Raw genomic sequence first — 25,491 nt, 5'->3', positions numbered from 1 at the left:
GGCCCGGGCCGCGGCCGCGGCCGCGGCCGGGCGCCCGGCCCGGGGCGCCCGGCCCGGCGGCGTCAGGTCCCGTTCGCGGGTTTCTCCGGGGAGCCGCCGGGGCGGTGCGGGGTGCCCCCGCCCGCCGTGTCCGCCGTGCCGGCCGTACCGGCCCCGTCGTCGTCCGAGCCGTTCTCCCCGTCGCCCGGTCCGATGTGGAGGGCGAAGTCGCCGGCGTACTGCTCGTGGCCGGCGATCACGGCCGTCTCGATGGCGGCCTCGGCCCGTTCCCCGCGCACGATCAGCGGGTCCCGGCGCAGATCGCGCAGCAGGGCCGCGCACAGCCCGATCATGACGAGGGTGAAGGGTGCGGCGGCGAGGATGGTGATCTGCTGGAGGCCGGAGAGCGCGTCGCCTCCCCCGCCGCCCACGAGCAGCATCACGGCGGCGACCGCCCCGGTGACCACTCCCCAGAAGATGACGACCGTCCGGTGCGGTTCGATGGAGCCGCCCTGCGAGAGGGTGCCCATCACGACGGAGGCCGCGTCCGCGCCGGAGACGAAGAAGATGCCGACCAGCACCATGACGAGCACGGCGGCCGCCGTCGCCAGGGGGAACTCCCGCAGCACGCCGAAGAGCTGGCCCTCCGGGGTCTTCTCGTCCCCGAGCCGCCCGAGCTCCTCGAACCGCATGGCCGTGCCGCCGAAGACGGCGAACCAGACCAGGCTGACGCCGCTGGGGACGAGGATCACCCCGCCGATGAACTGCCGGATGGTGCGGCCCCGGCTGATGCGGGCGATGAACATGCCCACGAACGGCGTCCAGGAGATCCACCAGGCCCAGTAGAAGACCGTCCAGGAGGACAGCCAGCCGGCGACGTCCTCACCACTGGCGGCCTCCGTCCGCCCCGCGAGCTGCGGCAGGTCGCGGAGGTAGCCGCCGAGAGAGGTGGGCAGCAGGTCGAGGATCAGAACGGTCGGGCCGCCGACGAACACGAACAGGGCGAGCACCACGGCCAGCACCATGTTGATGTTGGACAGCCACTGGATGCCCTTGGCCACGCCCGACACGGCGGAGGCGATGAAGGCCACGCTCAGCACGGCGATGATCGCGACGAGCAGGCCGGTGCCCACCTGCCCCATCCAGCCGAGCTCGGTGAAGCCGCTGCCGATCTGCAGCGCGCCGAGGCCCAGGGAGGTGGCGGATCCGAAGAGGGTGGCGAAAATGGCGAGGATGTCGATGACCCGGCCGCCCCAGCCGTTCGCGTACCGGGAACCGATCAGCGGCTTGAAGACGGAGCTGATCAGCTGCCGGCGGCCGCGCCGGAAGGTGCTGTAGGCGATGGCCAGGCCGACGACGGCGTAGATCGCCCAGGGGTGGAGCGTCCAGTGGAAGAGGGTGGTGGACATCGCGGTGCGCATCGCGGCGGCCGAGTCGGCGGGGTCGGTGCCGGGCGGCGGGTCGGTGAAGTGGGCCAGGGGCTCGTTCACCCCGTAGAACATCAGGCCGATGCCCATGCCCGCGCTGAACATCATCGCGACCCAGGAGACGGTGCGGAACTCGGGCTTCTCGTCCTCGGCGCCCAGCGGGATCCGGCCGTAGCGGCTGACGGCCAGCCACAGGGCGAAGACGACGAAGCCGGAGGCCGCCAGGACGAACGCCCAGCCGGCGTTGTGCATCAGCCCCTCGAGCATCGAGCCGGAGACGCTCTTCAGCGTCTCGGTCGCGAGCGAGCCCCAGAGGACGAACGCGAGCGCGAGCACGGCGCTGACGCCGAAGACGACGCGGTCGGTCCGCGGGGGGCGGCTGAGGTGAGGGCTGCCCGGAAGCAGGGCCACCACCTCGTGGACGGGAGCGGTGTGGGCTCCCCCGCCGCCCTCGTTGTGGTCGGGGGCGGCGGAGGACCCGCCGCCCTCCTTCGGCCGCTGTTCTCTCTCCGACACCTCTGCACCCTTCTTCGACTTCCTACCGAGCGAACACCGGTGTCCGATACCCGCTCATCATCCGTCGCATTCGTCCCGGCGGTGACTTGACTCCTTGCTGCCCTCCGTGTAGAGCCCGGTGCACGCGCGGAGCGGCCGGGCGGCCCCATGCCGATCACCCGCTCCGGGAGGTTTCACACCGGCGGTGAGACAGCAATACTGTTGCACGTCCTGTCCCCGAGGACGAGAGAGCGAGACGCCGCCGATGCCCCAGGAGCTGACCGCCCACGGCCTGACGGTCGACGAGCTGGCCGCCCGCGCGGGGGTGACCGTGCGCACCATCCGCTTCTACAGCACCCGCGGACTGCTGCCGCCCCCGGAGATCGGCCCGCGCCGGGTGGGGCGCTACGGCCAGGAGCATCTCTCCCGGCTGGCGCTGATCGAGGAGCTCCGGCACCAGGGCATGACACTGGCCGCCATCGAACGCTATCTGCGCCGGCTCCCGGACGACCTCAGCGCCGAGGATCTGGCCATCCACCGGGCGCTGGTCGCGTCCTGGGCCCCGGACCCGGCGGAGGAGGCCACCCGCGAGCAGCTGGAGCGGCGCGCGGGCCGGCCGCTGGAGGAGGACGACATCGACCGGCTCGCCGCGATGAACGTGGCGGTGCGGACGGAGGACCCGGACGTCTTCCGGGTGGACCCCCCGATGCTGCACCTGGGCGTCCGGCTGCTCGACGTGCCGATCGGCCTGGAGACGGTCCTCGCGGCCCGCTCCGTCGTCCTGGAGCACACCCGGGAGGCGGCGCGGGAGCTGAGCCGGCTCTTCCGGGACGAGGTCTGGGAGCCCTACCGCGAGCGGGAGGAGGACCCGGAGCAGGTGGAGACGGTGCGCGTGCTGTCGGCGCACATGCAGCCGCTGGTGGTGCAGGCCCTGGTCACGGCCTTCCAGCGGTCCATGCGGGAGGAACTGCGGGACTCCTTCCCGGAGGAGTGAGGCGCGCGGCGCCGGCCCCCTGGGGGGTGAGGCGCGCTCCCGTACGGATGTCCGGGGCCATCACGCAGTCGCACGGTTCATATCCGTTCCGTTACGACCTTTCCGTTTCCCGGCCGGCGGCTGGGGCGGACGGGAAAGACTGGCGTCCGCACGACGCGGGTAGAGCCGTGGGACACGCGCCGACACACGGGGGACGCCATGCCTGAACTGCCGGGCGGTCTGCGCGGCCGCGAACCGGTACGGGAACTCATCCGCGACTGCCTGGCCCTGCCTCCCGGCGCGGACCGGCCGGTGACCGTCCTGCTGGGGCCGACCGGGATAGGCGCGACGGATCTGCACGCCTACGTCAAGGAGAGGTTCGCGCCGCGCACCCCCTGCGCGTATCTCAACTTCGACGCGGCGGCCGGGCTCGACATCCGGACCGTCCTGGGCGGTCTGGCCCGGGAGCTGGAACGGAAGCTGACGAACTACAAGGAGCCGAGCTTCCCGCGCTTCATCGTCGGCCTGCTGACGACCGGCACGCCGATGGAGGATCTGCTCCGCGCCCACTCGCGGCGCAGGCTGCCCCGGCTGATCCGCGACGAACTCCGCAACCGCGAGGGTCGTTACGGCAGCTTCCTCGGCCAGCTCGCGGAGGTCCTGGCGGAGGCCCTGGACGCCCCGCCCGGCGTGTCCGACGCCGCGGCCGCCGTCCTGTCCTCCGTCACCCCGCGCACCGGCCAGCTCCCGTGGCGGGCCCTCAACCGCGGCATCGGCTGGTACGGCGACGGGCGCATCCCGCCCTGCGCGGACCCGGCGGACGCGCTGGTCGAACTCAACTCCTGGCAGCACCGCTCCGACGGCCGGGAGAACGGCCCCCAGGACGTCGAACGGGTCCTCTTCCGCGCCTTCCTGGCCGATCTGCGGGACCACGCCAGGGGCTGGCTCAACCACCGCGCCTTTCTGCTGCTGCTCGACAACTGCCATACGGAGACCGGGCGGAGGTTCCTGGAACTGCTGCTGGAGGCGCGGCACGAGGACAAGGCCGCGCGGCGCGGCTGCGATCCGCTGGTCACCCTCGCCAGCGTGCACCGCTGGCTGCCCGAGTGGGGCCCGGCCACCGGCGTCCAGTGGGCGCTGCGGCCGCAGGACTCCGATCTCGCCTCGCTCGCGCACTGGGAGGCCGGGCGGGGCGGCGAGAGCTCCGACGACTTCTGGTGGTACCCCCTGGAGCTGCGGCCGCTGCGGCTCGCCGACACCCGGGTGCTGTGCGCCGGCGCGCCCCGCCGGCCCGACATCGTCCCCGGGGTGCAGCGGCTCACCGGCGGGCTGCCCTGGGCCGTCCGGCACACCGTCAACACCCTGCTGCGCGCCGCCCGGGAGCATCCCGCCGCCGAGGACGATCCCTACGCCTCCCTGCGCCGGGTACCGGGGCTGCCCCCGGCGCCTCCGGTGCCCGGCCCGGACCCGGGGGCACCCACCCTCGCCCAGGCGTCGCTGGGCTATCTCCTGGAGGATCTGGCGGACGAGCCGGGGAGCGACCGCCGCGCCATGCTCGTGCGCTGGTCCGCCGCCCGCGATCTCTCCGTCTGCGCCCAGGTGTTCGGGACGGGCGCCGGCGACCACGGCGAGCCGCTGCCGGGGCTGCTGCGGGAGCGCTGGCTGCTCGCGGCCGAGGACGGCCGGCTCGTCCTCCATCCCTGGCTGCGCCGGCTGCTGCTGTGGGAGCTGGCGGCCGACGAGGAGATGTGGCGGGACGGCCACGCGCGGCTGGCCGCGCACTTCCGGGCCGTGCGCGAGCGCCCGGCGGAGCGGGCGCCCGGCGGGGACCCGGAGCTGGAGGAGATGTACCACCGGCTGGCGCTGGGTGAGACGGACCCGGTCGCCGCCCTGCTGGCGCGCCGGTTCACGGAGCGCGGCAGCGAGGACTTCATCCGCGACCTGGACCTGGTGACCTCGGCGCCCAACCGGCTGGACAAGACGGTCCCGCCGCTGCGGCTGCTGGATTCGCTCACCACGGGCGGCCACGCCCCGGCCATGTCGCTGGAGGCGGTGGTCCGGCGGCTGGTGGTGGCCCGGTGGATATGGAGCGATCCGCTGAGCGACCCGGGCCGGCGGCTCAACGCCGTGATCGCCGGCAACTTCGACCATCTCGCCGCGCTGCGCGGCTCGGGGATCGTCCCGCTGTACGACGAGGCGGAGCGCTATCGGCAGTGGCGCGACGAGTGAGACCCGCCCGCGGGCGGCGGGCCGCCCCCGGCCGGGCGGTCCCGGGCACGGACGCGGCAGGACGACGGGGACGACAGTAACGACGGGGACGACGGGGACGACGCGGACGACGGGGAGTGGGGACATGGAGATGTGGCGGCCGACCCGCCCGGTGGTGCACTGGGCCGTCGGCATCCTGGTGGCGGCGCTGGTCCTGGGGCTCGGGGCTCCGCGGCTGTACGGCTGGTGGCAGGAGCGGGAGATCCAGTGCCTGGAGGGCGCGGAGGGCGTGGAGAAACACGGCCCGGACGAGGAGTGCGTCGGCGTGACCGACGGGGTGACGGATCCGAAGTTCGCCTTCGCGGGGCATCTGACGGGCATCCAGCGGAAGATCGGTGCCGAGAACCGGCGGGTGATGAAGGAGGAGAAGAACTACGTCACCCTCGCCTACATGACCTCGCTGACCGTCGAGAAGGACGACAGCAACTCCCGGGACGCCGTCCGGCGCCAGCTTCAGGGGGCGTATCTGGCCCAGTACCGGGCCAACCGGGACGACCTCTCCGGCTCCCCCGAGATCCGGCTGCTGGTGGCCAACACCGGCAGCGGCGCGGAGCACTGGCAGTACACCGTGGACCGGCTCATCGCCCTGAGCCGGGCGGAGCGGCGCGAGGAACGGCTGCTGGCGGTGACGGGCCTCGGGCCCAGCACCGATGAGAACAAGAAGGCCATGAAGCGGCTCTCCGAGGAAGGCATCGCCATGGTGGCCAGCACCATGAGCGCCACCAACCTCACCGACATCCCCGGTCTCGTCCGGGTCGCGCCGACCAACCGGGACGAGGCGCGGGCCGCCTCCGCGTTCCTGAAGAAGCGGGGGTACGAGGACGCCGTCATCGTCCAGGACGAGGCGGCGGGCAACCTCTACGCGCGGACGCTCGCCGAGGAGTTCCGCGAGGTGTTCCCCGACAAGAAGCACACCCTTCCCGAGGAGAACTCCGGATACGACGCCTCGCAGCCCGACAGCTGGGAGGGCGAGCTGCGCTGGATCGTCCAGAACCTGTGCGGCGAGGAGCCCGACGTCGTCTACTTCGCGGGCCGGGGCAAGCACCTCATGTCGTTCATCAACAAGCTCGCCAACCGCAAGTGCCAGCAGCGGGACTTCACGGTGATGACCGGCGACGACACCACCAACCTCACCACCGACCAGCTCCGTGAGGCCGCCGAGAAGGGCGTCGTCGTGTACTACACCGGCCTGGCCCACCCGGACATGTGGGAGGGGGACAGGACCGCGGTGTCGCGGCCGTCCGCCGCGTTCTTCCAGGAGGGCGGCTTGATGAGCGGGCTGTTCCCCTCCGAACGGCGCGACGACGCCCAGGCGATGATGGCCCATGACGCGGTGCTGACCGCGATCACCGCGGTCCGGATGACCTCCCTCGACGGCAGCGAGCTCAGCGGGAGGGCGGTGGCGCGCAGGTTCCGGCAGCTGCGCGGACGGGACCAGGGGGTGGAGGGGGCCAGCGGCTTCCTCTCCTTCCGCAACAACGGCGACCCGATCGACCGGGCCGTCCCCGTCCTGAAGCTGGGTCCGAACGGGCACTTCGCCCTGGACGACGTGATCCGCGGCGACGACCGCTGAGGCCGCGGACGGCGCGCCCGCCGCCCCACGGGCCGGGCCCGGTGGAGGAATCCACCGGGCCCGTCCGCACGCCGCTCCCCTGCCCGGGACCGGCGCGGTCCCACCGCGCGCCGGCTCAGCCGCGCGGGCCGTCGGTGAAGGTCTCGCCCTTCTCCGCCTTATCCAGCAGCAGCGCGGGCGGCGCGAAGCGCTCGCCGTACGTCTCCCGCAGCTCCCGCGCGCGGGCGACGAAGCCGGGGAGCCCGCCCTCGTAGCCGTTGATGTACTGGAGGACGCCGCCGGTCCAGGCGGGGAAGCCGATGCCCATGATGGAGCCGATGTTGGCGTCGGCCACCGAGGTGAGCACGCCCTCCTCCAGGCAGCGGACGGTGTCCAGGGCCTCGGAGAAGAGCATCCGCTCCTTCATGTCCGCGAAGGGGATCTCCGCGTCCGGCCGGGTGAAGTGCTCGCGCAGGCCCGGCCAGAGGCCCGCCCGCTTGCCGTCCTCGTAGTCATAGAAGCCGGCTCCGCCGCTGCGGCCGGTGCGGCCGAACTCGTCGACCATGCGGTCGATCACGGCGTCCGCCGGGTGGGTTTCCCAGCTGCCGCCCGCCTCCTCCACGGCCCGCCGGGTCTCCTCCCGGATCTTGCGGGGCAGGGTGAGGGTCAGCTCGTCCATCAGGGAGAGCACCCGGGCCGGGTAGCCGGCCTGGCCCGCGGCCTGCTCGACGGAGGCCGGGTCGATGCCCTCGCCGACCATCGCGACGCCCTCGTTGATGAAGTGGCCGATGACCCGGGAGGTGAAGAAGCCGCGGGAGTCGTTGACCACGATCGGGGTCTTGCGGATCTGCCGGACGAGGTCGAAGGCGCGGGCCAGGGCCTCGTCGCCGGTGCGCTCGCCCTTGATGATCTCGACCAGCGGCATCTTGTCGACGGGCGAGAAGAAGTGCAGGCCGACGAAGTCCTCCGGCCGCTTCACGCCTTCGGCGAGCAGCGAGATGGGGAGGGTGGAGGTGTTGGAGCAGAGCAGCGCGTCGGGCTCCACGACGTCCTGGATCTCCTGGAAGACCCGGTGCTTGAGCTCCGGGTTCTCGAACACCGCCTCGATGACGGCGTCGCAGCCGGCCAGCGCCGCCGGGTCGGCGGCCGGGGTGATCCGGGCCAGCAGCGCGTCCTTCTCGGCCTCGGTGGTGCGGCCGCGGGCGACGGCCTTCTCCAGCAGCTTGGCGGAGTACGCCTTGCCGCGCTCGGCGGCCTCCAGCGAGACGTCCTTGAGGACGACCTCGATGCCGGCGCGGGCGCAGGAGTAGGCGATGCCGGCGCCCATCATCCCGGCGCCGAGCACGGCGGCCCGGCGGACGGTGCGCGGCTCGGCGGCGTCCGGGCGGCTGGCCCCGGAGTTGACGGCCTGGAGGTCGAAGAAGAACGCCTGGATCATGTTCTTCGCGGTCTGGCCGGTGGCCAGCTCGGTGAAGTAGCGGGCCTCGATGACCTGGGCGGTCTCGAAGTCCACCTGGGCGCCCTCGACGGCGGCGGCCATGATGTTGCGCGGCGCCGGGTAGGGCGCGCCGTTCAGCTGCTTGCGCAGATTGGCCGGGAAGGCGGGCAGGTTGGCGGCGAACTTCGGCGTGGACGGGGTGCCGCCGGGGATGCGGTAGCCCTTGACGTCCCAGGGCTGCTGCGACTCGGGGTGGGCGTCGATGAAGGCGCGGGCCCGCGCGAGCATGTCCTCCTCGCTGCCGGCCACCTCGTGGACGAGGCCGGCCTCCAGGGCCCGCGCCGGGTTGTACTGGCGGCCCTCCAGCAGCACCTTCAGCAGGGCGTCGGTGATGCCGAGCAGCCGCACGGTGCGGACGACACCGCCGCCGCCGGGCAGCAGGCCGAGGGTCACCTCGGGCAGCCCGAACTTGGCCTTGGGGTTGTCGAGCGCGACGCGGTGGTGGCAGGCGAGGGCGATCTCCAGGCCGCCGCCGAGCGCGGCGCCGTTCAGGGCCGCGACGACGGGCTTGCCCAGGGTCTCGATGCGGCGCAGGTCGCGCTTGATGCGCATGCCGGAGTCGAACGCCTGCTGGGCCAGATCGGGGGTGATCCGGCTGAGGTCGCGGAGGTCGCCGCCGGCGAAGAAGGTCTTCTTGGCGGAGGTGAAGATGACGCCGCGGACGGAGTCGCGCTCGGCCTCCAGGCGGTCGGCGACGGCCGTGAGGGAGTCGCGGAAGGCGGCGTTCATGGTGTTGGCGGACTGCCGGGGGTCGTCCAGGACGAGGGTGACGACACCGTCGCCGTCCTGTTCCCAGCGGATGGTGGTGGGCTCGCTCATGGTGTTCGCAGTCTCCGTGGAGGGGGTCGGGAAGGGCCGGTTCCGGGGCGCTCCGGGGCGCCCGGGGGAGCTCAGAGGCGTTCGACGACGGTGGCGATGCCCATGCCGCCGCCGACGCAGAGGGTGGCGAGCCCGTACCGCTGCCCGCGGCGCTCCAGTTCGTCGACGAGGGTGCCGAGGATCATGGCGCCGGTGGCGCCCAGCGGGTGGCCCATGGCGATGGCGCCGCCGTTGACGTTGACCTTCTCGATGTCCAGGTCCATGTCCCGGACGAAGCGGAGGACGACCGCCGCGAAGGCCTCGTTGATCTCGACCAGGTCGATGTCGCCGATGGTCAGCCCGGCCTTGGCGAGCGCCTTGCGGGCGGCGGGCGCCGGTCCGGTCAGCATGATCGTCGGGTCGGCGCCGGAGACGGCGGCGGAGACGATCCGGGCGCGCGGGGTGAGGCCGTGGCGGCGTCCGACCTCCTCGCTGCCGATGGCGACGAGCGCCGAGCCGTCCACCATGCCGGAGGAGTTGCCCGCGTGGTGGACGTGGTCGATCTTCTCGATCCAGTGGTACTTCTGCAGCGCCACGGCGTCGAAGCCGCCCATCTCGCCGATGCCCGCGAAGGACGGCTTGAGGGAGGCCAGGGACTCGGCGGTGGTGCCGGGGCGCATGTGCTCGTCGTGGTCGAGGACGGTCAGGCCGCTGCGGTCGCGGACGGGGACGACGGAGCGCTGGAAGCGGCCGTCCTTCCAGGCCTCGGCGGCGCGCTCCTGGGAGAGGGCGGCGTAGGAGTCGACGTCGTGGCGGGTGAAGCCCTCAACGGTGGCGATCAGGTCGGCGCCGATGCCCTGCGGGACGAAGCCGGTCTCGTAGGCCGTCATCGGGTCCATGGCCCAGGCGCCGCCGTCGGAGCCCATGCGGACCCGGGACATCGACTCGACGCCGCCGGCCAGGATCAGGTCCTCCCAGCCGGAACGCACCCGGGCGGCGGCCTGGTTGACGGCCTCCAGACCGGAGGCGCAGAAGCGGTTCTCCTGCACGCCGGCCACGGTGTCCGGGAGTCCGGCGGCGATGGCCGCGATCTTGGCGATGTCGGAGCCCTGGTCGCCGATGGGACTGACGACACCGAGCACGATGTCGTCGATCGCCGCCGGGTCCAGCCCGGGGAGCCGGTGGCGCAGCTCGTGGATGAGGCCCACGACCAGGTCGATGGGCTTGGTGCCGTGCAGGGCGCCATTGGCCTTGCCGCGGCCGCGCGGGGTGCGGATCGCCTCGTAGACGTACGCTTCGGTGCTCAAGGTCGGCAGCCTTTCCGTGCTGGTCGATGCCGTGCCGCCCGGGGCGGGCGGGGAGGGGGTCGTGCGGGTCGCCCGCTGGTGTCGTTGGTGCGGGTCGTCCCGGTGGTGCGGGAGCGTTGTGCCGTGCGTGCTGTTCCGTCGCCGTGCGGGCCCGTCCGGCGGTGGCGTCCGTGCGGATGCTGCCGCACGGACCGCCCTCAGCCGAGGAGCGACCGGCCGATGATCTCCTTCATGATCTCGGTGGTGCCGCCGTAGATGGTCTGGATGCGGCCGTCGGTGAAGGCCTTGGCGACCCGGTACTCGGTCATGTACCCGTAGCCGCCGTGGAGCTGGAGGCAGCGGTCGGTGACCCGCTTCTGCAGTTCGGTGGCCCACCACTTGGCCATCGAGGCGTGCACGGCGTCGAGCTGCCCGGCCGCGTGCTCCTCGATGCAGCGGTCGAGGAAGGCGCGGGTGACGGCGCACTCGGTGGCCATCTCGGCGATCTCGAACCGGATGTGCTGGAGCTTCGCCAGCGGACGGCCGAAGGCCTCCCGCTCCGTGACGTAGGCCTTGGTGATCTCCAGGAGTTCCTCGGCGCCGGCGATGGCGGCGACGGCGATGCTCATCCGCTCCTGGGCGAGATGGGTCATCAGATGGAGGAAGGCGCCGTTCTCCTCGCCGAGGAGGTTCTCCTTGGGGACGCGGACGTCGCGGAAGAACAGTTCGGCGGTGTCCTGCGCCTTCTGGCCGATCTTGTCGAGGTTGCGGCCGCGCTCGAAGCCCTCCATGCCGCGTTCGACGACGAGCAGGCTGAGGCCCTTGGCGCCGCCCTCGGGCGTGGTGCGGGCCACCACGATCACGAGGTCGGCGAGGATGCCGTTGGAGATGAACGTCTTGGAGCCGTTCAGCACCCAGTGGTCGCCCGCGTCGGTGGCGGTGGTGCGGATGCCCTGGAGGTCGGAGCCGGCGCCGGGCTCCGTCATGGCGATGGCCGTGATGATCTCGCCGCCGCAGAAGCCGGGCAGCCAGCGCCGCTTCTGCTCCTCGGTGCCGAGGCTGGTGAGGTACGGGCCGATGATGTCGTTGTGCAGGCCGATCGCCAGGCCGGAGGCACCGGCCCGGGCGAACTCCTCGGTGAGGACGGCGCTGTAGCGGAAGTCCGCGGTCCCCCCGCCCCCGTAGCCCTCGGGCACGGCGAGGCCGAGCAGTCCCTGCCGGCCGGCCGCGAGCCAGGCGGAGCGGTCCACGACGCCCTCCCGCTCCCAGCGCTCGTGGTGCGGTTCCACCTCCTTGCGCAGGAAGGTGCGGACGGTCTCGCGGAACGCCTCGTGCTCGGCGGTGAAGACGGTGCGCTGCAACTCGCGCCTCCTGGGCGGGGTGGTGGGAGCGGGACGGGCGGTGGCACGGGCGGTGGCACGGGCACGGGCGGCGACGCGGCGCGGGGCGCCATCAGCCGGCGGGGGCGGCGGAGGGGCCCGGGGCCCCGGGGTCGGCGGGCGGGGCCGCGGCGGTGAGGCCAGGGACGTCCCAGTCCGCGGCCACCTCGGCGGTGTCGGCGCCGGGCAGCGCGGGCGGGGTGCGGACGGCGCCCGGGGTCGCGGAGAACCGCGGCGCGGGGGCGGGCTGGGTGATGCCGCCGTGGTCGGTGAAGGTGCCGCGGGCGGCGAGGTGCGGGTGGTCCGCGGCCTCGCGCAGGGACAGTACGGGGGCGACGCAGGCGTCGGAGCCGGCGAAGACGGCGGTCCACTCCGCGCGGGTGCGGGTCCTGAAGCGGTCGGCCACGGCGGCGCGCAGCGCCTGCCAGTCGCCCGGGTCGGCGCGGCCGGGCGTCTCCTCACCGAGGCCGAGGAGGCGGGTGAACTCCTCGTAGAAGCGCTCCTCCAGGGCGCCGACGGCCATCCAGCCGCCGTCGGCGGTCTCGTAGACGCCGTAGAAGGGGGCGCCGCCGTCGAGCAGGTTGGCGCCCCGGCGGTCCTGCCAGGCGCCGGCGGCCAGCATGGCGTGGATCATCGTGGTGAGGTGGGCGGTGCCGTCGGTGATGGCCGCGTCGACGACCTGTCCGGTGCCGGTGGTCCGGGCGTGCTGGAGCGCGGCGAGGACGCCGACGACGAGATAGAGGGAGCCGCCCGCGTAGTCGCCGAGGAGGTTGGCGGGCACGGCGGGCGGCCCGCCGGCCGGGCCGATCATGCCGAGGGCGCCGGTGACGGCGACGTAGCCGATGTCGTGCCCGGCGCGCGGGGCGAGCGGCCCCTCCTGGCCCCAGCCGGTCATCCGGCCGTACACCAGACGGGGGTTGCGGGCCAGGCAGTCCTCCGGTCCGACACCGAGGCGCTCGGTGACGCCGGGCCGGTTGCCCTCCAGCAGGATGTCCGCGCGGGCGGCGAGGTCGAGCACGGCCGCCCGTCCGGCCGCCGTCTTGAGGTCGAGCAGGACCGAGCGCTTGTTGCGGTTGGTGAGGTCGCACGCCGGATCGATGCCGATCCCGGCACCGCCGGGGCGGTCGACGCGGACGACGTCGGCGCCGAGGTCGGCCAGGAGCATGGCGGCGAACGGGCCCGGGCCGATGCCCGCCAGCTCCACCACGCGCACTCCCGCCAGCGGACCGCTCCCGGTGACTGCCATCGAGACCTCAGACCCCAAACCTTGTGTGCCGCGGTGATGCCGCGGTGACGCCGCACTGGTGTGCCACCAGTGGTGGTGCGGTGACCGCCGCGCGGCCCGGCATGACACCATCGCTGTAACACCACCGATGCTAAGAACGTGTTCCTGTTCGCACAAGCCCTCGTGACCCCGGACACCCGAAAACGTGAGACGCGGCGGCCTGGAAGGCCGCCGCGTCGCCGGGACAGGGGCCGGTGCCCGGGTTCACCGGAGTTCCGGCCGCGCGGGTCAGCTCCGCGCGGACTGGCGGTACTCCCGCAGGGAGGGCACCGTGCGGCTCGCCGTGAACTCGGTGATCCGGTATTCGCAGACCCCCTCCTGCGCGAAGGGGTCGCTGGCCGCGATGGCCTCCACCCGGTCGCGGTCGGCGCCCGCGGCGAGGATCACCCCGCCGTCGCGCGGCTTCTTGGGGCCGGAGGCGATGAACTCCCCGGCCTGGAACTGCTCGTCCACCCAGGCCATATGGGCCTCGCGGAGGGCCTCGATCTGCTCGGCGGGCGCACAGTAGGTCAATTCGAGTACGAACATGGGCTCACCCTACGCACGCCGCCGCGGGAGGCCGGCGCGCCCCGGGCAGGTGGCCGGCGGGGGTCCGACGGCGGCCCTGCGGCGGACCGGTGGTCCGGTGGTCCGGCGGTGCGGGCGGACGGGACGCAACGGCCGGTGCGGGAAGCCGGGCTGCGCGGGTACGGCGGAGACGCGGGCCGGAGCAGCGGAGCGCGGGGCGGCGGAGACTGCGCGGGATGCGGCGCCGGGGCCAGGGCGGGGGCCGGCCGTTCAGGCCCGGGTGATGTCCGCGAGGGCGGCGGTGAGGGTGCGGCGGCAGAGGGAGTCGGCCCGCCGGGTGGTCTCCGGCAGCCGGTAGCGCGGGGTGAGCCGGAGGGTGTGGGCGACGGCGTGCTCCAGGCTGATGCCGTGGCCCACGGAGACGAAGACCGGCTTGACGCCCTCCCGGGTGCGCAGCGCGCGCCCCACCTCCTCCGCGCCGTCGAGCAGCGGCGAAGCGGCTCCGCGCTCGGGGCCGGGCGGTTCGAAGGCGAAGCCGAACGGGGTCTTGGCGACGCCGAAGGACGGGATGCCGGTGAGCACGCCGAGGTGTGCGGCGAGACCCAGCCGCCGGGGATGCGCCAGGCCGTAGCCGTCGCAGACGACCAGGGCGGGCGGTTCGGGAAGCCGCGCCAAGGCGTCGAGGACGGGCGGGAGTTCACGGAAGGCCAGCAGGCCGGGGATGTACGGGAACGCGGCGCGGCCGGTGGCGGTCGCCTCCGCGACGGGCTCCAGCGTCTCGGCGTCCAGGACGACGGCCGCCGCCGCGAGCCGGCCGGTCGCCTCGTCGTAGGCGACGTCCACGCCCGCGATCGTCCGGGCCTCGCCCGGCGCCGGACCCGGGCCGGCCGTGTCGGCCAGCTCCCGCAGCCGGTTCTGCTCGGCCACCGCCTCGGCTTCCGTGGCGGGCCAGTTCCCGGCTGTCCGTCGCGCTCGCATGGGCCCGTCCTCCCCCTCGCTCCCCGGCGCGGGGCCGGGGGTTTCCGCTCAGCGGCTGTGGTTCCGGGCCGGCCGCACGGGCCGCGGCGTCCGCCGCGGGGCCGTTCCGCCGTCCGGTGTCCCGCATCCTGCCACCGCGGGGCCGCCGCGGGGACGGCCGGGGGGACGAACGGGGGCGTGCGGCTGGGAGCGCACCGCTCAGCCGGTCGGGCCGGTCAGCCGCCCAGGGTCCACAAGGTGAGGGTGTACACCATGAAGATCACCCAGAGCACCGCGGCGGCGCCGCCGAGCGCCAGGGCCGCCTTCATGGCGCCCGCGACGGCCTGCCCGCCGGCGTACGGCAGGGCGTCACCGCCCTGCGCACGGTACTGCGGCTGGAACTGCTGGACCCGGGTGTTCGCGATCTTCTCCATGCCTCACATCCTGTCCCCTGCCACTGACACCACACATGAGTGCGAGTACTCAGCCGCGGTACTCAGCGTCACCTGCCGCGCGGGCATCCGCCCGTTGCCCCCGCGCCCCGGGCGACGGCGTCCCCCGGGGCCCCCGGGAGCCTCCCGGCAGGTGCAGAACGCGGCCGTCCGGGGCACCCGCTGCTCCATGACAGATCTTCCGGGCACGCACGAGTCGTACTGGATCGACACCACCCCGCGGACCTCCCATCCCTCCCTGGACACGGACCTGGAGACCGACGTCGCCGTGGTCGGCGGCGGCATCGCCGGACTGTGCACGGCGTGGGAACTGGCCCGCGCGGGCCTCGGTGTCGTCGTTCTGGAGGCGGACCGCATCGCCGCCGGTGTCACCGGATACACGACGGCCAAGGTCTCCGCCCTGCACACCCTGGTCTACGACCGCCTGCGCACGACGCGCGGCGCCGACGGCGCCCGGCTGTACGCGCGTTCGCAACAGGACGCGGTGGAGCACGTCGCCGCGACGGCGGCCGGACTGGGCATCGACTGCGATCTGGAGCGGCTGCCGGCGTACACCTACGTCCGGGACCCCGCGTCCGCCGCGGCGCTGGAGGCCGAGGCGCGGGCCGCCGCCGAGGCCGGGCTCCCCGCCTCCTACGTCACCGGCACGGGCCTGCCCTTCCCCGTCGCCGGTGCCGTGCGGGTCGAGGACCAGGCGCAGTTCCACCCGCGCAAGTACCTCCTCGCGCTGGCGGAGGACCTGCGGGCCCGGGGCGGACGGATCTTCGAGCGGTCCCGGGTCACCGGACTGCACGAGGGCACACCCTGCCGGGTGACGACGGAGGGCGGCGCGACCGTGACGGCACGCGACGTCGTGGTCGCCACGCACTACCCGGTCTTCGACCGCTCCCTGGGCTTCGCCAAGCTCTCGCCGCACCGCGAACTGGTGGTCGCCGGCCCGCTTCCCGCGGGCCTCGATCCCGCGGGCATGTACATCACCCAGGAGGAGAACAAGCGCTCGGTGCGGACCGCGCCCGGACCGGACGGACAGCGGCTGCTCGTCGTCACCGGCGAGAGCTTCCTGCCGGGCACGGCCGACGCGGACGAGGGCTTCCGGCGGCTGGCGGACTGGACGGCCCGGCACTTCCCGGGCACGGAGATCTCATACCGCTGGGCCGCGCAGGACAACGACCCCACCGACACCGTGCCCATGGTCGGCCCGCTGCACCCGGGCGCCCGGCACACCTACGTCGCCACCGGATTCGGCGGCTGGGGCATGAGCAGCGGTGTGATGTCGGGCCGGCTGCTGTCGGCGCTCATCCGCGGCGAGACCCCGGAGTGGGCGGGGCTGTACGACCCGCGGCGGCTGCTGAGCACCGTCCGGGAGGGCGCCGGTCTCCTCCGGCACCAGGCCACCGTGGGCCGGCACTTCATCGGGGACCGGCTGAGGACCGCGCACACCGACGCGGTGGACGACATCCCGCCCGGCGCGGGCGCCGTCGTCCGGAGCGGCGGCCGCAGCTGCGCCGTCTACCGGGACGAGGAGGGCTCCGTGCACGCGGTGTCCGCCCGCTGCACCCACATGGGCTGCCTGGTGGCCTTCAACGCCGGCGAGCGGGCCTGGGAGTGCCCCTGCCACGGCTCCCGGTTCGGGGTGGACGGCCAGGTCATCCAGGGTCCGGCCACCCGGCCGCTGGCTCCCCGCGACGTTTAGCGGTGACGGCTGGGGTACCCGGGGACCGTGTTGTTTCTGAAGCCCCCAGGGGTTTACGCGCCGCAGGACGATACGTCCTTCCTCTCCGCCGCTCTCCGCGAAGAAGCCTTCGCCCCGGGCGCACGGGTGCTCGACCTGTGCACCGGCACCGGAGCCCTCGCCGTGGCGGCGGCCCGGCGCGGGGCCCGGGTGACCGCCGTCGACACCTCGGTGCGGGCGGTGCTCACCTGCCGCCTCAACGCCCGGCTGGCGGGCGTGCGGGTCCGGGCGGTCCGGGGCGACCTGCTGTCGGCCGTCGGAGGGGAACGGTTCGACGTCATCCTCAGCAACCCGCCGTACGTACCGTCACCGCATCCGCGTCTGCCGAGCCGCGGTCCGGCACGGGCCTGGGAGGCGGGGCTCGACGGACGGGCGCTGCTCGACCGGATCTGCGCGGAGGCACCGGGGCGGCTGCGCCCCGGCGGCGTCCTGCTCCTCGTCCAGTCGGCGCTCAGCGGCGTCACGCCCACGCTGGACGCACTGGTGCGGGCCGGTCTCGACGCCCAGGTGGCCGAGCGCCGGTACGTCCCGTTCGGGCCCCGGCTGCGGGAGCGGGCCGACTGGCTGCGCGACCGGGGCCTGCTGCCGCCCGGCGAGAACAAGGAGGAACTGGTGGTGATCCGCGGTGAAGCCGCCCTCTGAGCGGGTTCCGGACCGGGTTTCCGAGCGGGACGGAGCCGTCGCCGCGGAGGTTCCCGCCGCGCGCGAGGCGCGCCGGGTGAGCCTGGTGCGGGGCGGCCCGATGCTGATCGAGGGCCCGGTGGAGGTGGTGCTGGAGGACGGCAGCACGGAGCGCTCGGACCGGTTCACCGTGGCGCTGTGCACCTGCCGCCGCAGCCGCCGCTTCCCCTGGTGCGACACGAGCCACCGCCGCCGGGTCCGGAGCACCCCGGAGGACCATGGTGACAACCACGGTGACGACCACGGCGGCTCCGGCGCGGGCGGCGGCTGAAGCCTCCTGCCGGACATCCGCCGGACAGCCCTCCCGCGCGACAAGCGAGCGAACGGCCCGGCGCCCCGGACTCCCCCGGGGCGCCGGGCCGTTCGCCGGTCGCCGGTCGGTACGGGCGGCCCGCACAGCACGCACACAGGGGCTTCTTCGCGCACGGACGCGCTCCGCGCAGGGAGTTCGCGCGCGCAGCAGGTCCCTCGCCGTCCGGCCGCACCAGGGCGCGCGCCGGGTGCGCGGCCGGACGCCGCGCGGCCGGACGCTCAGGCGTGCGAAGGCACGGGAGGCACGGGCCGCGCCGGGAGCGGCTCGCGCAGGGAGGTGCGGCCCTCGTCCCAGGCCGCCAGCAGATGGCTGCCGAGCCGGTCCTCCAGGAACTCCGTCGACGCGGCCCCGAAGGCCACGTCCGCGTCCAGACCGGGCTCCGCCTCCAGCAGGCCGCCCACGACGTCCCGGCGCACGATCTGCTCGTGCACCGCGTCCGCCTCGACGTGCTCCGCGTAGAAGTGCACAGCGGCCGGTCCCCCGCCCGCCCGTTCGAGCGCCTTGGCCAGCCGGCGCGAACCGGGCGAGGAGGTGATCTCGACGGCGGCGAAGTGCCCCACCAGCGCCCCGCGCAGCGCCCGGTGGAGGCCGAAGAGCGACATCTGGTTGACCACGGCGAGCATCGGCGCGGGGGTGACGTCCAGATAGCGGCCGTAGGCCGGGTCGAGGCCGAGGTCGGTCATCAGCTCGGCGAAGAGCCGGGCGTGCACGCGGTCGGCGCGCCCTCCGCCGAACTCGTCGAACTCGACGGCGACCATGGCCGCCTTCGCCCGGCCTTCCAGACGCGGGATGACCCAGGCGTGCGGGTCGGCCTCCTTGAGGTGGTAGAGCGAGCGCTGCGCGGCGTACTCCCGGAGCTGCCAGAGCTCCCCGGAGTCCTGGAGGCGGTGGCTGACGCCGTCCCCGTCCACGGGTTCGACCAACAGGGCGTCCAGGGCCTCGGCGGCGCTTCCGGGACGGGGGGTGTCCGCGCGCAGGGCGGTCAGGAAGCGCTCCTCCAGCGCCCGGCGGAAACGCAGCAGGTCGGGGTCCCACTCCCACTGGTCGCCGGCCCCGGCGAAGCCCCGGTAGTGCAGTTCGTAGGCCAGGTAGAGGGCGAGCTGGAGATCGTCGCCGTACGGGTCGGCCGCGCTGACGGCCGGCCCGCCGGGCAGGTGCCGGGAGCCCTCCGTGAGCAGGGCGATGACGGCCGCCGACAGGTCGCCGCGCGGCGCGGGCAGCGCCGGTCCGTCCACCGCGCTCCCGGCCGCCCCGGCGCTCCCGGCGCCGGGGCCGCCGGTGGTGGCAGCGGTCGTCGTCGCTCCGGTCGCCATGGCTCCGGGCCTCCTCTTTCCTCGTCCCCGAGCCACTCCGGCCCCGTGGACACATCCGGGTCACTCGGGTGCCCTCCGCCGCCCCGGTCATGCCTGTGCGGAGGGTGCGGTACCGCGGAGTGACGGAGGTCACGTGGCCGATCCGCACACTGAGAGGGCCGCCGGATCGTCATAGAGGGTGTCAGCCATGTTCCGAACACCTCTCAGGAGGCAGGAGTTGTCCCCTGTCATCGACCGAGCCGTGCAGGCCGGCCTCATCACGTCCGACGGGCAGGTGATGGACGTTCCCGCGGCGCTGCGCTACCGGCGCGACGATCCGCTCGCCGTCCGTGCCTGTTTCCCGCCGCGCGCCTCACTCGGCGGTGCGGACGTGACCTGGGTGTTCTCCCGGGATCTGCTGGCCGCCGGGTTGCTGGAGCCGGTCGGGGACGGCGATGTGCACGTACGGCCGTTCGGGCCGCTGGTGACGGTGCTGGAGTTCCACGCGGCCGCCGGGACGGCGCTGGTCCGGATGGACAGCGCGGACGTGCGGCACTTCCTGGAGCAGACGTACGCCCTGGTGCCGTTCGGCCACGAAGAGCTCCACCTCGATCTCGACGGCGACCTGGCGGCCCTGCTGCGCGAAGCCTGACCGCGCCGCCCCGGGAGCGGCCCCGGCGGAACGGCGCGCCACCGGAGCGGCCGGCCCGTCGCCCGGTCAGCCGCCGGCGGCGGACGCCACCGCCGCTTCCTCCGTCAGGTCGGCGACGGCCGCCGCGAGCCCGGCCCGCACCTCCGCGACCGCCCGCACGGGCGTCACCGCAGCCGGCCCTCCGGCCGGACCGCACTGGCCCGCGCGTCGCGTCAGTTCGGCGATCCGCCGCTCCGGGGCGCTCCGGTCCCGCGCGGGCGCCACACCCGTCAGGCCGGCCGTCGCGGCCAGGACGGCCAGCGCCGCGTCCTCCGGCGCCACCCGCGCCGCCGGCTCCCGGCCGCGCAGCACCTGCCGCGCCCGGGCCCGCAGCGCCCGCGCGGCGTCCCGGTCCACCAGGGCGTAGTCCCTGGGAGGCAGCAGACCCAGCCACCGTCTGGACACCACGCGCAGGGCGCCCTCGTCCGCGAGCCCGGCCTGCACGGCGTCAAGGGTGGTCCCGGCGTGCCGGGTCACCCAGTCGCGCCAGCCGTGCGGCGGCGACTCGGTGATCAGCTCCAGCAGGTCGTCGAGCGCCGGATCGCCCGTCCGGGCGTCGAGGTCCGGTGTGACGACGCCCCCGTCGTCGGTCAGCAGGCCGCGCCGGGCGAGTTCGGTCAGGGCCCCGGCCCGCACCAGCGGCGCCGGCCGGTCCGCCCGGTCCACGCCGTCCGGGCCGTCCTCCGGGCCGCCGCTGCCGGGGCGGCCGGTGCCCGGGTCGTGGGCCAGCAGGCAGAGCCGGGCGGCGAGCGAGCGGGGAGAACGGGAACCGTGGGTCACCGGGGTCACGAGGGCCTCCTGCGGATCGGGCGGCCGGTGCGGCCGGTGACGGTGACGAGCGCCGCGGACGGCCGGCGACGGCCGGCTCCCGGGCGGGTGCGCGCGGCCCGGCCCACCCGGGCCGCACCGGCTCCGGCCGCACGGGCGGTTATTCCGTTGCCGCCGCCCGCCCCGCTCCGTACCGTGTTTCCCGGCCCTGTTGTCGGTGGATGGAGAAGGCGTTGCTCGTCTGAGGTCATGGGACACCGTGTGCCACGCCCCGGCCGGAAGGCCGGTCCGGCGTGGGCCGTTGTGCGACCTCGGCACCGAGCCGTCCGTCCCGACCGGGGCTTCTTCTCTGGTTGTTCTCTGGTGCCCCTCTTCCGCCGCGGCATTCCCGGTGTCTCCTCCGCTGCCCGTACCCCGTGTTCCCCGGCGACTCAGGAGGCCCCGTATGGCACCGTCCGCTCTCTCCGTCAGCTGCTCCGACCTCTCCTTCACCTGGCCGGACGGCACCGTCGTCCTGGACGGCCTCGATCTGGCCGTGGGACCGGGCCGCACCGGCATCGTCGGGCTGAACGGCTCCGGCAAGTCCACCCTGCTCCGCCTGATCGCCGGTGACCTGACGCCGTCCGGCGGCACGCTGCGGGTCGCCGGCGAGACCGGCTACCTGCCGCAGAACCTCACCCTGGACACCGCGCTGCGCGCCGACGAGGCGCTCGGCATCGCCGTCCCCCGGGCCGCGCTGCGCGCCATCGAGGCCGGCGACCCGAGCGAGGAGCACTTCACCGCCGTCGGCGACGACTGGGACATCGAGGAGCGGGCCCTGGCCACCCTGGACCAGCTCGGCCTCGGCCACATCGGTCTCGACCGCACCGTCGGCGAACTCTCCGGCGGTGAGTCGGTGCTGCTGCGGCTGGCCGCGCTGCTGCTGCGCCGGCCCGGCGTCCTGCTGCTCGACGAACCGACCAACAACCTCGATCTGCGCGCCCGCCGCCGGCTGTACGAGGCGGTGGACTCCTGGCGGGGCGTGCTGATCGTCGTCAGCCACGACCGCGAACTGCTGGAGCTGGTCGACCGGATCGGCGATCTGCGCGAGGGCGGGGTCCACTGGTACGGCGGCGGCTTCTCCGCCTACCAGGAGGCGCTGGCCACCGAACAGGAGGCCGCCCGGCGGTCCGTGCGCGCCGCGGAGGCCGATGTGCGGCGGCAGAAGCGGGAGTTGGCCGAGGCCCGGGAGAAGCTGGACCGCCGGGTGCGCTACGGCCGGAAGATGTACGAGAACAAGCGCGAGCCCCGGATCGTGATGAACGCCCGCAAGCGCGCGCAGCAGGTCTCCGCCGCCAAGCACCGCGGCATGCACACCGCACGCCTGGAGGACGCGCGCGAACGGCTGGACGAGGCCGCGGACGCCGTGCGGGACGACGCCGAGATCCGCGTCGACCTGCCGCACACCGCGGTCCCGCCGGGCCGCACCGTGCTGTCCCTGCGGGAGGTGGAGCTGCGGTACGGCGCGCGGGTGCCGGAGTTCACCGTGCGCGGTCCCGAGCGCATCGCCCTGACGGGACGGAACGGCGCGGGCAAGTCCACCCTGCTGCGGACCCTCGCGGGCGAACTGGAGCCGCTGGCCGGCGAGGTGCGGACCGAGGTGCCGTCGAGGTTCCTGCCGCAGCGGCTGGATTTGCTCGACGACCGGCTGAGCATCGCGGAGAACGTGGCCCGTTACGCCCCCTCGGCCACGGACAACCGGATCCGGGCCCGGCTCGCCCGCTTCCTCTTCCGCGGCGCCCGTGCCGACCAGCCGGCGGGCACGCTCTCCGGCGGCGAGCGGTTCCGCGCGACGCTGGCCGCGCTGATGCTGGCCGAGCCGGCGCCGCAGCTCCTGATGCTGGACGAGCCGACCAACAACCTCGACCTGTCCGGAGTCGCCCAGCTCACCGCTGCCCTGGAGAGTTACGAGGGCGCGCTGATCGTGGCCGGCCACGACCTGCCGTTCCTGCGCGGCCTGGGCATCACCCGCTGGCTCCGGCTGGACGGCGAACTGCGGGAGGTGGCCCCGGAGGACGTGTGAGCGGCGGCCGCGGTGCCCGCGGGCGGCGGGGCAGCGCTGCGGCACGGCGGCGTCCGGGCACGGCGGCGTTCCGGCGGGGCCCGGCGGGCCGGGGCACGGCGGCACCGTGGCAGGGCAGCGCTGCGGTAGGCCGTCACGGTGGAGCCGCCGGCACCGCGGCGCGGCGGCGCACCGGGGGCTCCCCCGTCGGGCCCCGGTGCGCCGCGCCCCCGGCGGGTCGGCCGGTGGCCACCGGCCGACCCGCCCGTCGTGAACCGCCTCCGGCGGTGCGGTGGTTCAGCGGTACAGCTTGTGCACGGCCGTCGCCGTGGTCTCCCGGAAGGCCGTCACCGGGGCTCCGTCGAGCGTGCCCATCTCGCCCCAGGCCACCAGCGTCACCGTCCGACCGTCACGGCCGATTCCGAAGAGGTGCGCATCCCGCGAGGACTCGGGGAACGACGTGCCCACACCGAGCACGTGTGCGCCCTCTTCGGCGTCGAGCGAGCCGTAGTCCCGCCACACCGCCGTCGCCTCGGGGTGCTCCCGCTCGACCCGGTCGGCACAGCCCCGGACGGCCTTCTCCAGGGCCGCGGCGAGCTTCTTGGCGGCACCCGTGCTCCTCGTCCGGACGACGACCTGGGTGGCGCCGGTGTCGAACTCGGTGGTGAACAGCCGGTGCGCGGCGCCCGCCTCCGGCAGCACGCCCTCGGCGCAGAACGGCTCCGGATCGGGCAGCCCCCGGGCCACCGGATGGGCCGTCCACTCCGACCACCGGTGCGGCGGGAGTTCGTCCGCCGCGAGGAAGGCGGGCGCGGTGGCCCGCGGGGCGGACGCCGTCGCGGCAGTCGCGGGAAGCGGTGCCGCCTGCGCGGCCGGCGCGAGGGCCAGGGCGGTACCGGCGGCGGCCGCCAGCGCGGTGGCGGCGACGGCCCGGGCCGTCCTCTCCCCCGCCGTGGCCGGGTTCGGCTTCATCGGGTGGATACGAAGACGCATGGCGCTCCCCGTTCGGAGTCGTGGTGCTGTTCGACGAGATACCGCCGGGGCGTCCGGCCGCTCGGCTCCCCCACTGCCCGCGGCCGGCCACCGGCCGGCCACCGGACCTGCCCCGGCGGTACGGCAGAAGCCTGTGCGCCACGGACCACCGGCCGCAATGGTTGTCCGGCGGGACGGGACAGCGGGACGGCTGCGCGTACTCTGGCCTGGGGGAACGGGAGTTGCCCGGGACGCGCCCCGCGGCCGGCGGGGCGCCGCTCCCGGGACGGGGGACGGGGAGAGCGATGACCGGGACCGGCGGGACCGAGGAATTCGCGGCGTATCTGCGCCGCTTGAAGGACCGTTCGGGGCGCAGCTACGGCGCGCTGGCGGCCCGGCTGCACCTCAGCGCCTCGTCGCTGCACCGCTACTGCAGCGGCGAGGCGGTGCCACCGGACTACGCCCCGGCCGAACGTCTCGCCCGGCTCTGCGAGGCGACCCCGGAAGAGCTGGTCCGGCTGCACCGCCTGTGGCTCCGCGCCGACGCGGAACGGACGGCGGCCCGGGCCGCCGGTGCGGCTCCCGGGTCCGGCGGCCGCGAGCGCTCCGAGGCCCGGCCCGTCTCCGCGGCGGGGCGGGGCGCCCCCGCTCCCGCTCCCGCTCCCGCGCACGGGCGCTCCACGGCCGGCACGACCGGCGGCGCCCCCGGGCCGGGCGATGCCCCCGCCGATGACGGCGCCGCCACGGACACCGGCCCGGCCTCCGACGCCGGCGTCCCCGGCGCCCGCCCGGCCTGCGGGAGCGACCGGGCCCCCGGCACCGGCCCGAACGCGGACACCGGCCCGGCCCCCGAACCCGGCCCGGCCTCCGGCCCCGGCACCCGTGCCGGCACCGGCACCGGCACCGGCGAAGCGCCGGCCGATGACACGCCGCTCGCCCGCTCGCCCCGCCCCGCCGGGGGAAGCGGTCCCGGCCCGGTCCGCGGAGCCCGGTCACACGGCAGTGGCCGCGTCGCCGGCGCCGCGCCGCCGCGGGGTCCGTCGCCGTTCCGTGCGCTCGTCCGGCGGCGTACCGCGGCCGCCCTGGCCGCCGCCTGCGTCACCGCGCTCGCCGTGACAGCGCTCGTGGTGACCGCCGGAGAGGGCGCCCGCGGAGGGGGCAGGAGCGCGGAGGCCGTCGCGCCGGGATTCTCCTGGGAGCCGGGCGTCCGGACCGGGGCGCCGCCGGACACCGCCGTGCCGTCCGCGTCCACCGGTCCTCGGGGGAAACCCGGCCGCCGCGGGTCCGCCTCCCCGGGCCCCTCCGCCGCCCCCGGGCCCGGCGGCGGTGACGGCGGCCCCGGGAGCGGCCGTGACGGCGGCCGGGCCGACGGCGGGCGGGACACCGGCCACGGCCCGGGCGGCGGCGCCGTTCCCCTGACCGTCGCCACGCGCTCCCACGTCTGGGCGAACGGCTGCGACCACCGCTATCTCCTCGACCGTCCGCCGTCCGGGGTGCCCGCGCCGCCGGTCGAACAGGACGCGGCGGCGTGGGCCGGCCGGCTGGGCGCCGTGCACGGGGGCCGCACCGATGTCGAGACGACCGTGCAGGGCACGAGCGCGGACGCCGTCGTGGTGCTCAGGGCCCTGCGGGTCCGGGTGGTGGGCCGGGCCGCACCGCTCGCCTGGCCGGTCTACGCGATGGACAACGGCTGCGGCGGCTCCCTCACCCCCGCCGCCTTCTCCGTGAACCTGGACGCCGAACGGCCCCTGGCCCGCCCCACCGACGGCTTCGACGGCGATTCCGGGCGTGAACTGCCCGCCGTGCGGCTGCCGTTCACGGTGTCACCGAAGGATCCGCTGGTGCTCCGCGTCACCGCCCGCACGGGGGGCTGCGACTGCCGGTGGTATCTGGAACTCGACTGGACGAGCGGGGGCCGCGAGGGCACGGTCCGGATCAATGACGGCGGCGACCCGTTCCGTACGAGTGGCATCGAGGGCCGCCCCCTGTACGGCTACTGGCTCGACCCGCGCGGCTGGCGGCTCGCCGATCACGGCTGAGCCGGGCGCGGGCCGAACCGGGGGAGGGAGCAGCCGCCGGGCTCGCCGGAGCCCCGGACCGGCGGAAAAGGGTCCGCTCCGGGCAGACATTCCAGGATGTACCGCG

General features: G+C 74.9%; 20 protein-coding genes. 9 read left to right on the top strand and 11 right to left on the bottom strand.

Going from position 1 to position 25,491, the window contains the following annotated elements; translation table 11 throughout:
* Positions 1–62: 62 nt before the first annotated feature.
* A complete protein-coding gene (locus tag IF83_RS0107110) occupies positions 63–1,820 on the bottom strand; it encodes a BCCT family transporter (protein WP_051722545.1) in 1,758 nt (585 codons plus the stop codon).
* Positions 1,821–2,166: 346 nt separating this feature from the next.
* Between IF83_RS0107110 and IF83_RS0107105 the strand changes: the two genes are divergently transcribed.
* The 3 genes from IF83_RS0107105 (at position 2,167) to IF83_RS0107095 (ending at position 6,715) form a co-directional block, all read left to right on the top strand.
* Positions 2,167–2,895, top strand: coding sequence for a MerR family transcriptional regulator (locus IF83_RS0107105; protein WP_030543196.1), 729 nt, complete (start codon positions 2,167–2,169; stop codon positions 2,893–2,895).
* Between the two features lie 198 nt (positions 2,896–3,093).
* The gene (locus IF83_RS0107100; protein WP_030543195.1) at positions 3,094–5,103 is read left to right on the top strand and encodes a hypothetical protein; all 2,010 of its coding nucleotides are present in this window, start codon (positions 3,094–3,096) and stop codon (positions 5,101–5,103) included.
* A gap of 124 nt (positions 5,104–5,227) precedes the next feature.
* A complete protein-coding gene (locus IF83_RS0107095) occupies positions 5,228–6,715 on the top strand; it encodes an ABC transporter substrate-binding protein (RefSeq protein WP_051722525.1) in 1,488 nt (495 codons plus the stop codon).
* Positions 6,716–6,830: 115 nt separating this feature from the next.
* Here IF83_RS0107095 and IF83_RS0107090 read toward each other — a convergent pair whose 3' ends face one another.
* From IF83_RS0107090 to IF83_RS0107060, 7 genes are all read right to left on the bottom strand, one after another.
* The gene (locus IF83_RS0107090) at positions 6,831–9,011 is read right to left on the bottom strand and encodes a 3-hydroxyacyl-CoA dehydrogenase NAD-binding domain-containing protein (RefSeq protein ID WP_030543193.1); all 2,181 of its coding nucleotides are present in this window, start codon (positions 9,009–9,011) and stop codon (positions 6,831–6,833) included.
* Between the two features lie 71 nt (positions 9,012–9,082).
* Positions 9,083–10,297, bottom strand: coding sequence for an acetyl-CoA C-acetyltransferase (locus IF83_RS0107085; RefSeq protein WP_030543192.1), 1,215 nt, complete (start codon positions 10,295–10,297; stop codon positions 9,083–9,085).
* Positions 10,298–10,494: 197 nt separating this feature from the next.
* Positions 10,495–11,637, bottom strand: a complete 1,143-nt coding sequence (locus IF83_RS0107080) for an acyl-CoA dehydrogenase family protein (RefSeq protein WP_030543191.1) — start codon at positions 11,635–11,637, stop codon at positions 10,495–10,497.
* A 91-nt stretch (positions 11,638–11,728) separates the two neighbouring features.
* Positions 11,729–12,901: a CaiB/BaiF CoA transferase family protein gene (locus IF83_RS0107075; RefSeq protein ID WP_078843243.1), complete on the bottom strand. Its 1,173-nt coding sequence runs from the start codon at positions 12,899–12,901 to the stop codon at positions 11,729–11,731.
* A 267-nt stretch (positions 12,902–13,168) separates the two neighbouring features.
* Positions 13,169–13,468 (bottom strand): YciI family protein, encoded by a 300-nt coding sequence (locus IF83_RS0107070; RefSeq protein WP_030543189.1) that lies wholly within the window; start codon positions 13,466–13,468, stop codon positions 13,169–13,171.
* 249 nt (positions 13,469–13,717) lie between these two features.
* Entirely contained in the window at positions 13,718–14,425 is a 708-nt protein-coding gene (locus tag IF83_RS0107065) for an endonuclease V (RefSeq protein WP_030543188.1), read from the bottom strand.
* A gap of 215 nt (positions 14,426–14,640) precedes the next feature.
* Positions 14,641–14,838 carry a hypothetical protein gene (locus tag IF83_RS0107060; RefSeq protein ID WP_030543187.1) on the bottom strand — a complete coding sequence of 66 codons (198 nt, stop codon included), beginning with the start codon at positions 14,836–14,838 and terminating at the stop codon, positions 14,641–14,643.
* 187 nt (positions 14,839–15,025) lie between these two features.
* Between IF83_RS0107060 and IF83_RS0107055 the strand changes: the two genes are divergently transcribed.
* The 3 genes from IF83_RS0107055 (at position 15,026) to IF83_RS0107045 (ending at position 17,540) form a co-directional block, all read left to right on the top strand.
* Complete coding sequence (locus IF83_RS0107055; RefSeq protein WP_030543186.1) at positions 15,026–16,549, top strand: FAD-dependent oxidoreductase; 1,524 nt, start codon at positions 15,026–15,028, stop codon at positions 16,547–16,549.
* 36 nt (positions 16,550–16,585) lie between these two features.
* On the top strand, positions 16,586–17,230 hold the full coding sequence (locus tag IF83_RS0107050) for a HemK2/MTQ2 family protein methyltransferase (protein WP_078843260.1): 645 nt from the start codon (positions 16,586–16,588) through the stop codon (positions 17,228–17,230).
* Between the two features lie 100 nt (positions 17,231–17,330).
* Positions 17,331–17,540: a CDGSH iron-sulfur domain-containing protein gene (locus IF83_RS0107045; RefSeq protein WP_051722544.1), complete on the top strand. Its 210-nt coding sequence runs from the start codon at positions 17,331–17,333 to the stop codon at positions 17,538–17,540.
* 260 nt (positions 17,541–17,800) lie between these two features.
* Here the strand turns inward: IF83_RS0107045 and IF83_RS0107040 are convergent, their stop codons facing one another.
* Positions 17,801–18,895, bottom strand: a complete 1,095-nt coding sequence (locus IF83_RS0107040; RefSeq protein ID WP_078843242.1) for an iron-containing redox enzyme family protein — start codon at positions 18,893–18,895, stop codon at positions 17,801–17,803.
* Between the two features lie 187 nt (positions 18,896–19,082).
* Between IF83_RS0107040 and IF83_RS0107035 the strand changes: the two genes are divergently transcribed.
* Entirely contained in the window at positions 19,083–19,526 is a 444-nt protein-coding gene (locus IF83_RS0107035; RefSeq protein WP_244176899.1) for an SsgA family sporulation/cell division regulator, read from the top strand.
* Between the two features lie 66 nt (positions 19,527–19,592).
* On the opposite strand, the gene IF83_RS34580 is transcribed toward IF83_RS0107035, so the two are convergent.
* Positions 19,593–20,354: a GOLPH3/VPS74 family protein gene (locus IF83_RS34580; protein ID WP_051722523.1), complete on the bottom strand. Its 762-nt coding sequence runs from the start codon at positions 20,352–20,354 to the stop codon at positions 19,593–19,595.
* A 424-nt stretch (positions 20,355–20,778) separates the two neighbouring features.
* Between IF83_RS34580 and IF83_RS0107025 the strand changes: the two genes are divergently transcribed.
* Positions 20,779–22,395: an ABC-F family ATP-binding cassette domain-containing protein gene (locus tag IF83_RS0107025; protein WP_030543180.1), complete on the top strand. Its 1,617-nt coding sequence runs from the start codon at positions 20,779–20,781 to the stop codon at positions 22,393–22,395.
* Positions 22,396–22,671: 276 nt separating this feature from the next.
* On the opposite strand, the gene IF83_RS0107020 is transcribed toward IF83_RS0107025, so the two are convergent.
* Positions 22,672–23,367: a hypothetical protein gene (locus IF83_RS0107020; protein ID WP_244176897.1), complete on the bottom strand. Its 696-nt coding sequence runs from the start codon at positions 23,365–23,367 to the stop codon at positions 22,672–22,674.
* 284 nt (positions 23,368–23,651) lie between these two features.
* Here IF83_RS0107020 and IF83_RS34575 point away from each other — a divergent pair, with 284 nt between their 5' ends.
* Positions 23,652–25,385, top strand: a complete 1,734-nt coding sequence (locus IF83_RS34575) for a transcriptional regulator (protein ID WP_051722522.1) — start codon at positions 23,652–23,654, stop codon at positions 25,383–25,385.
* The last annotated feature ends 106 nt before the right edge of the window (positions 25,386–25,491 follow it).

Source organism: Streptomyces albus subsp. albus, assembly GCF_000719865.1.
Classification (GTDB): domain Bacteria; phylum Actinomycetota; class Actinomycetes; order Streptomycetales; family Streptomycetaceae; genus Streptomyces; species Streptomyces albus_E.
The sequence above is the reverse complement of the archived record's forward strand: the minus strand, read 5'-3'. Positions and strand labels throughout refer to the sequence as shown.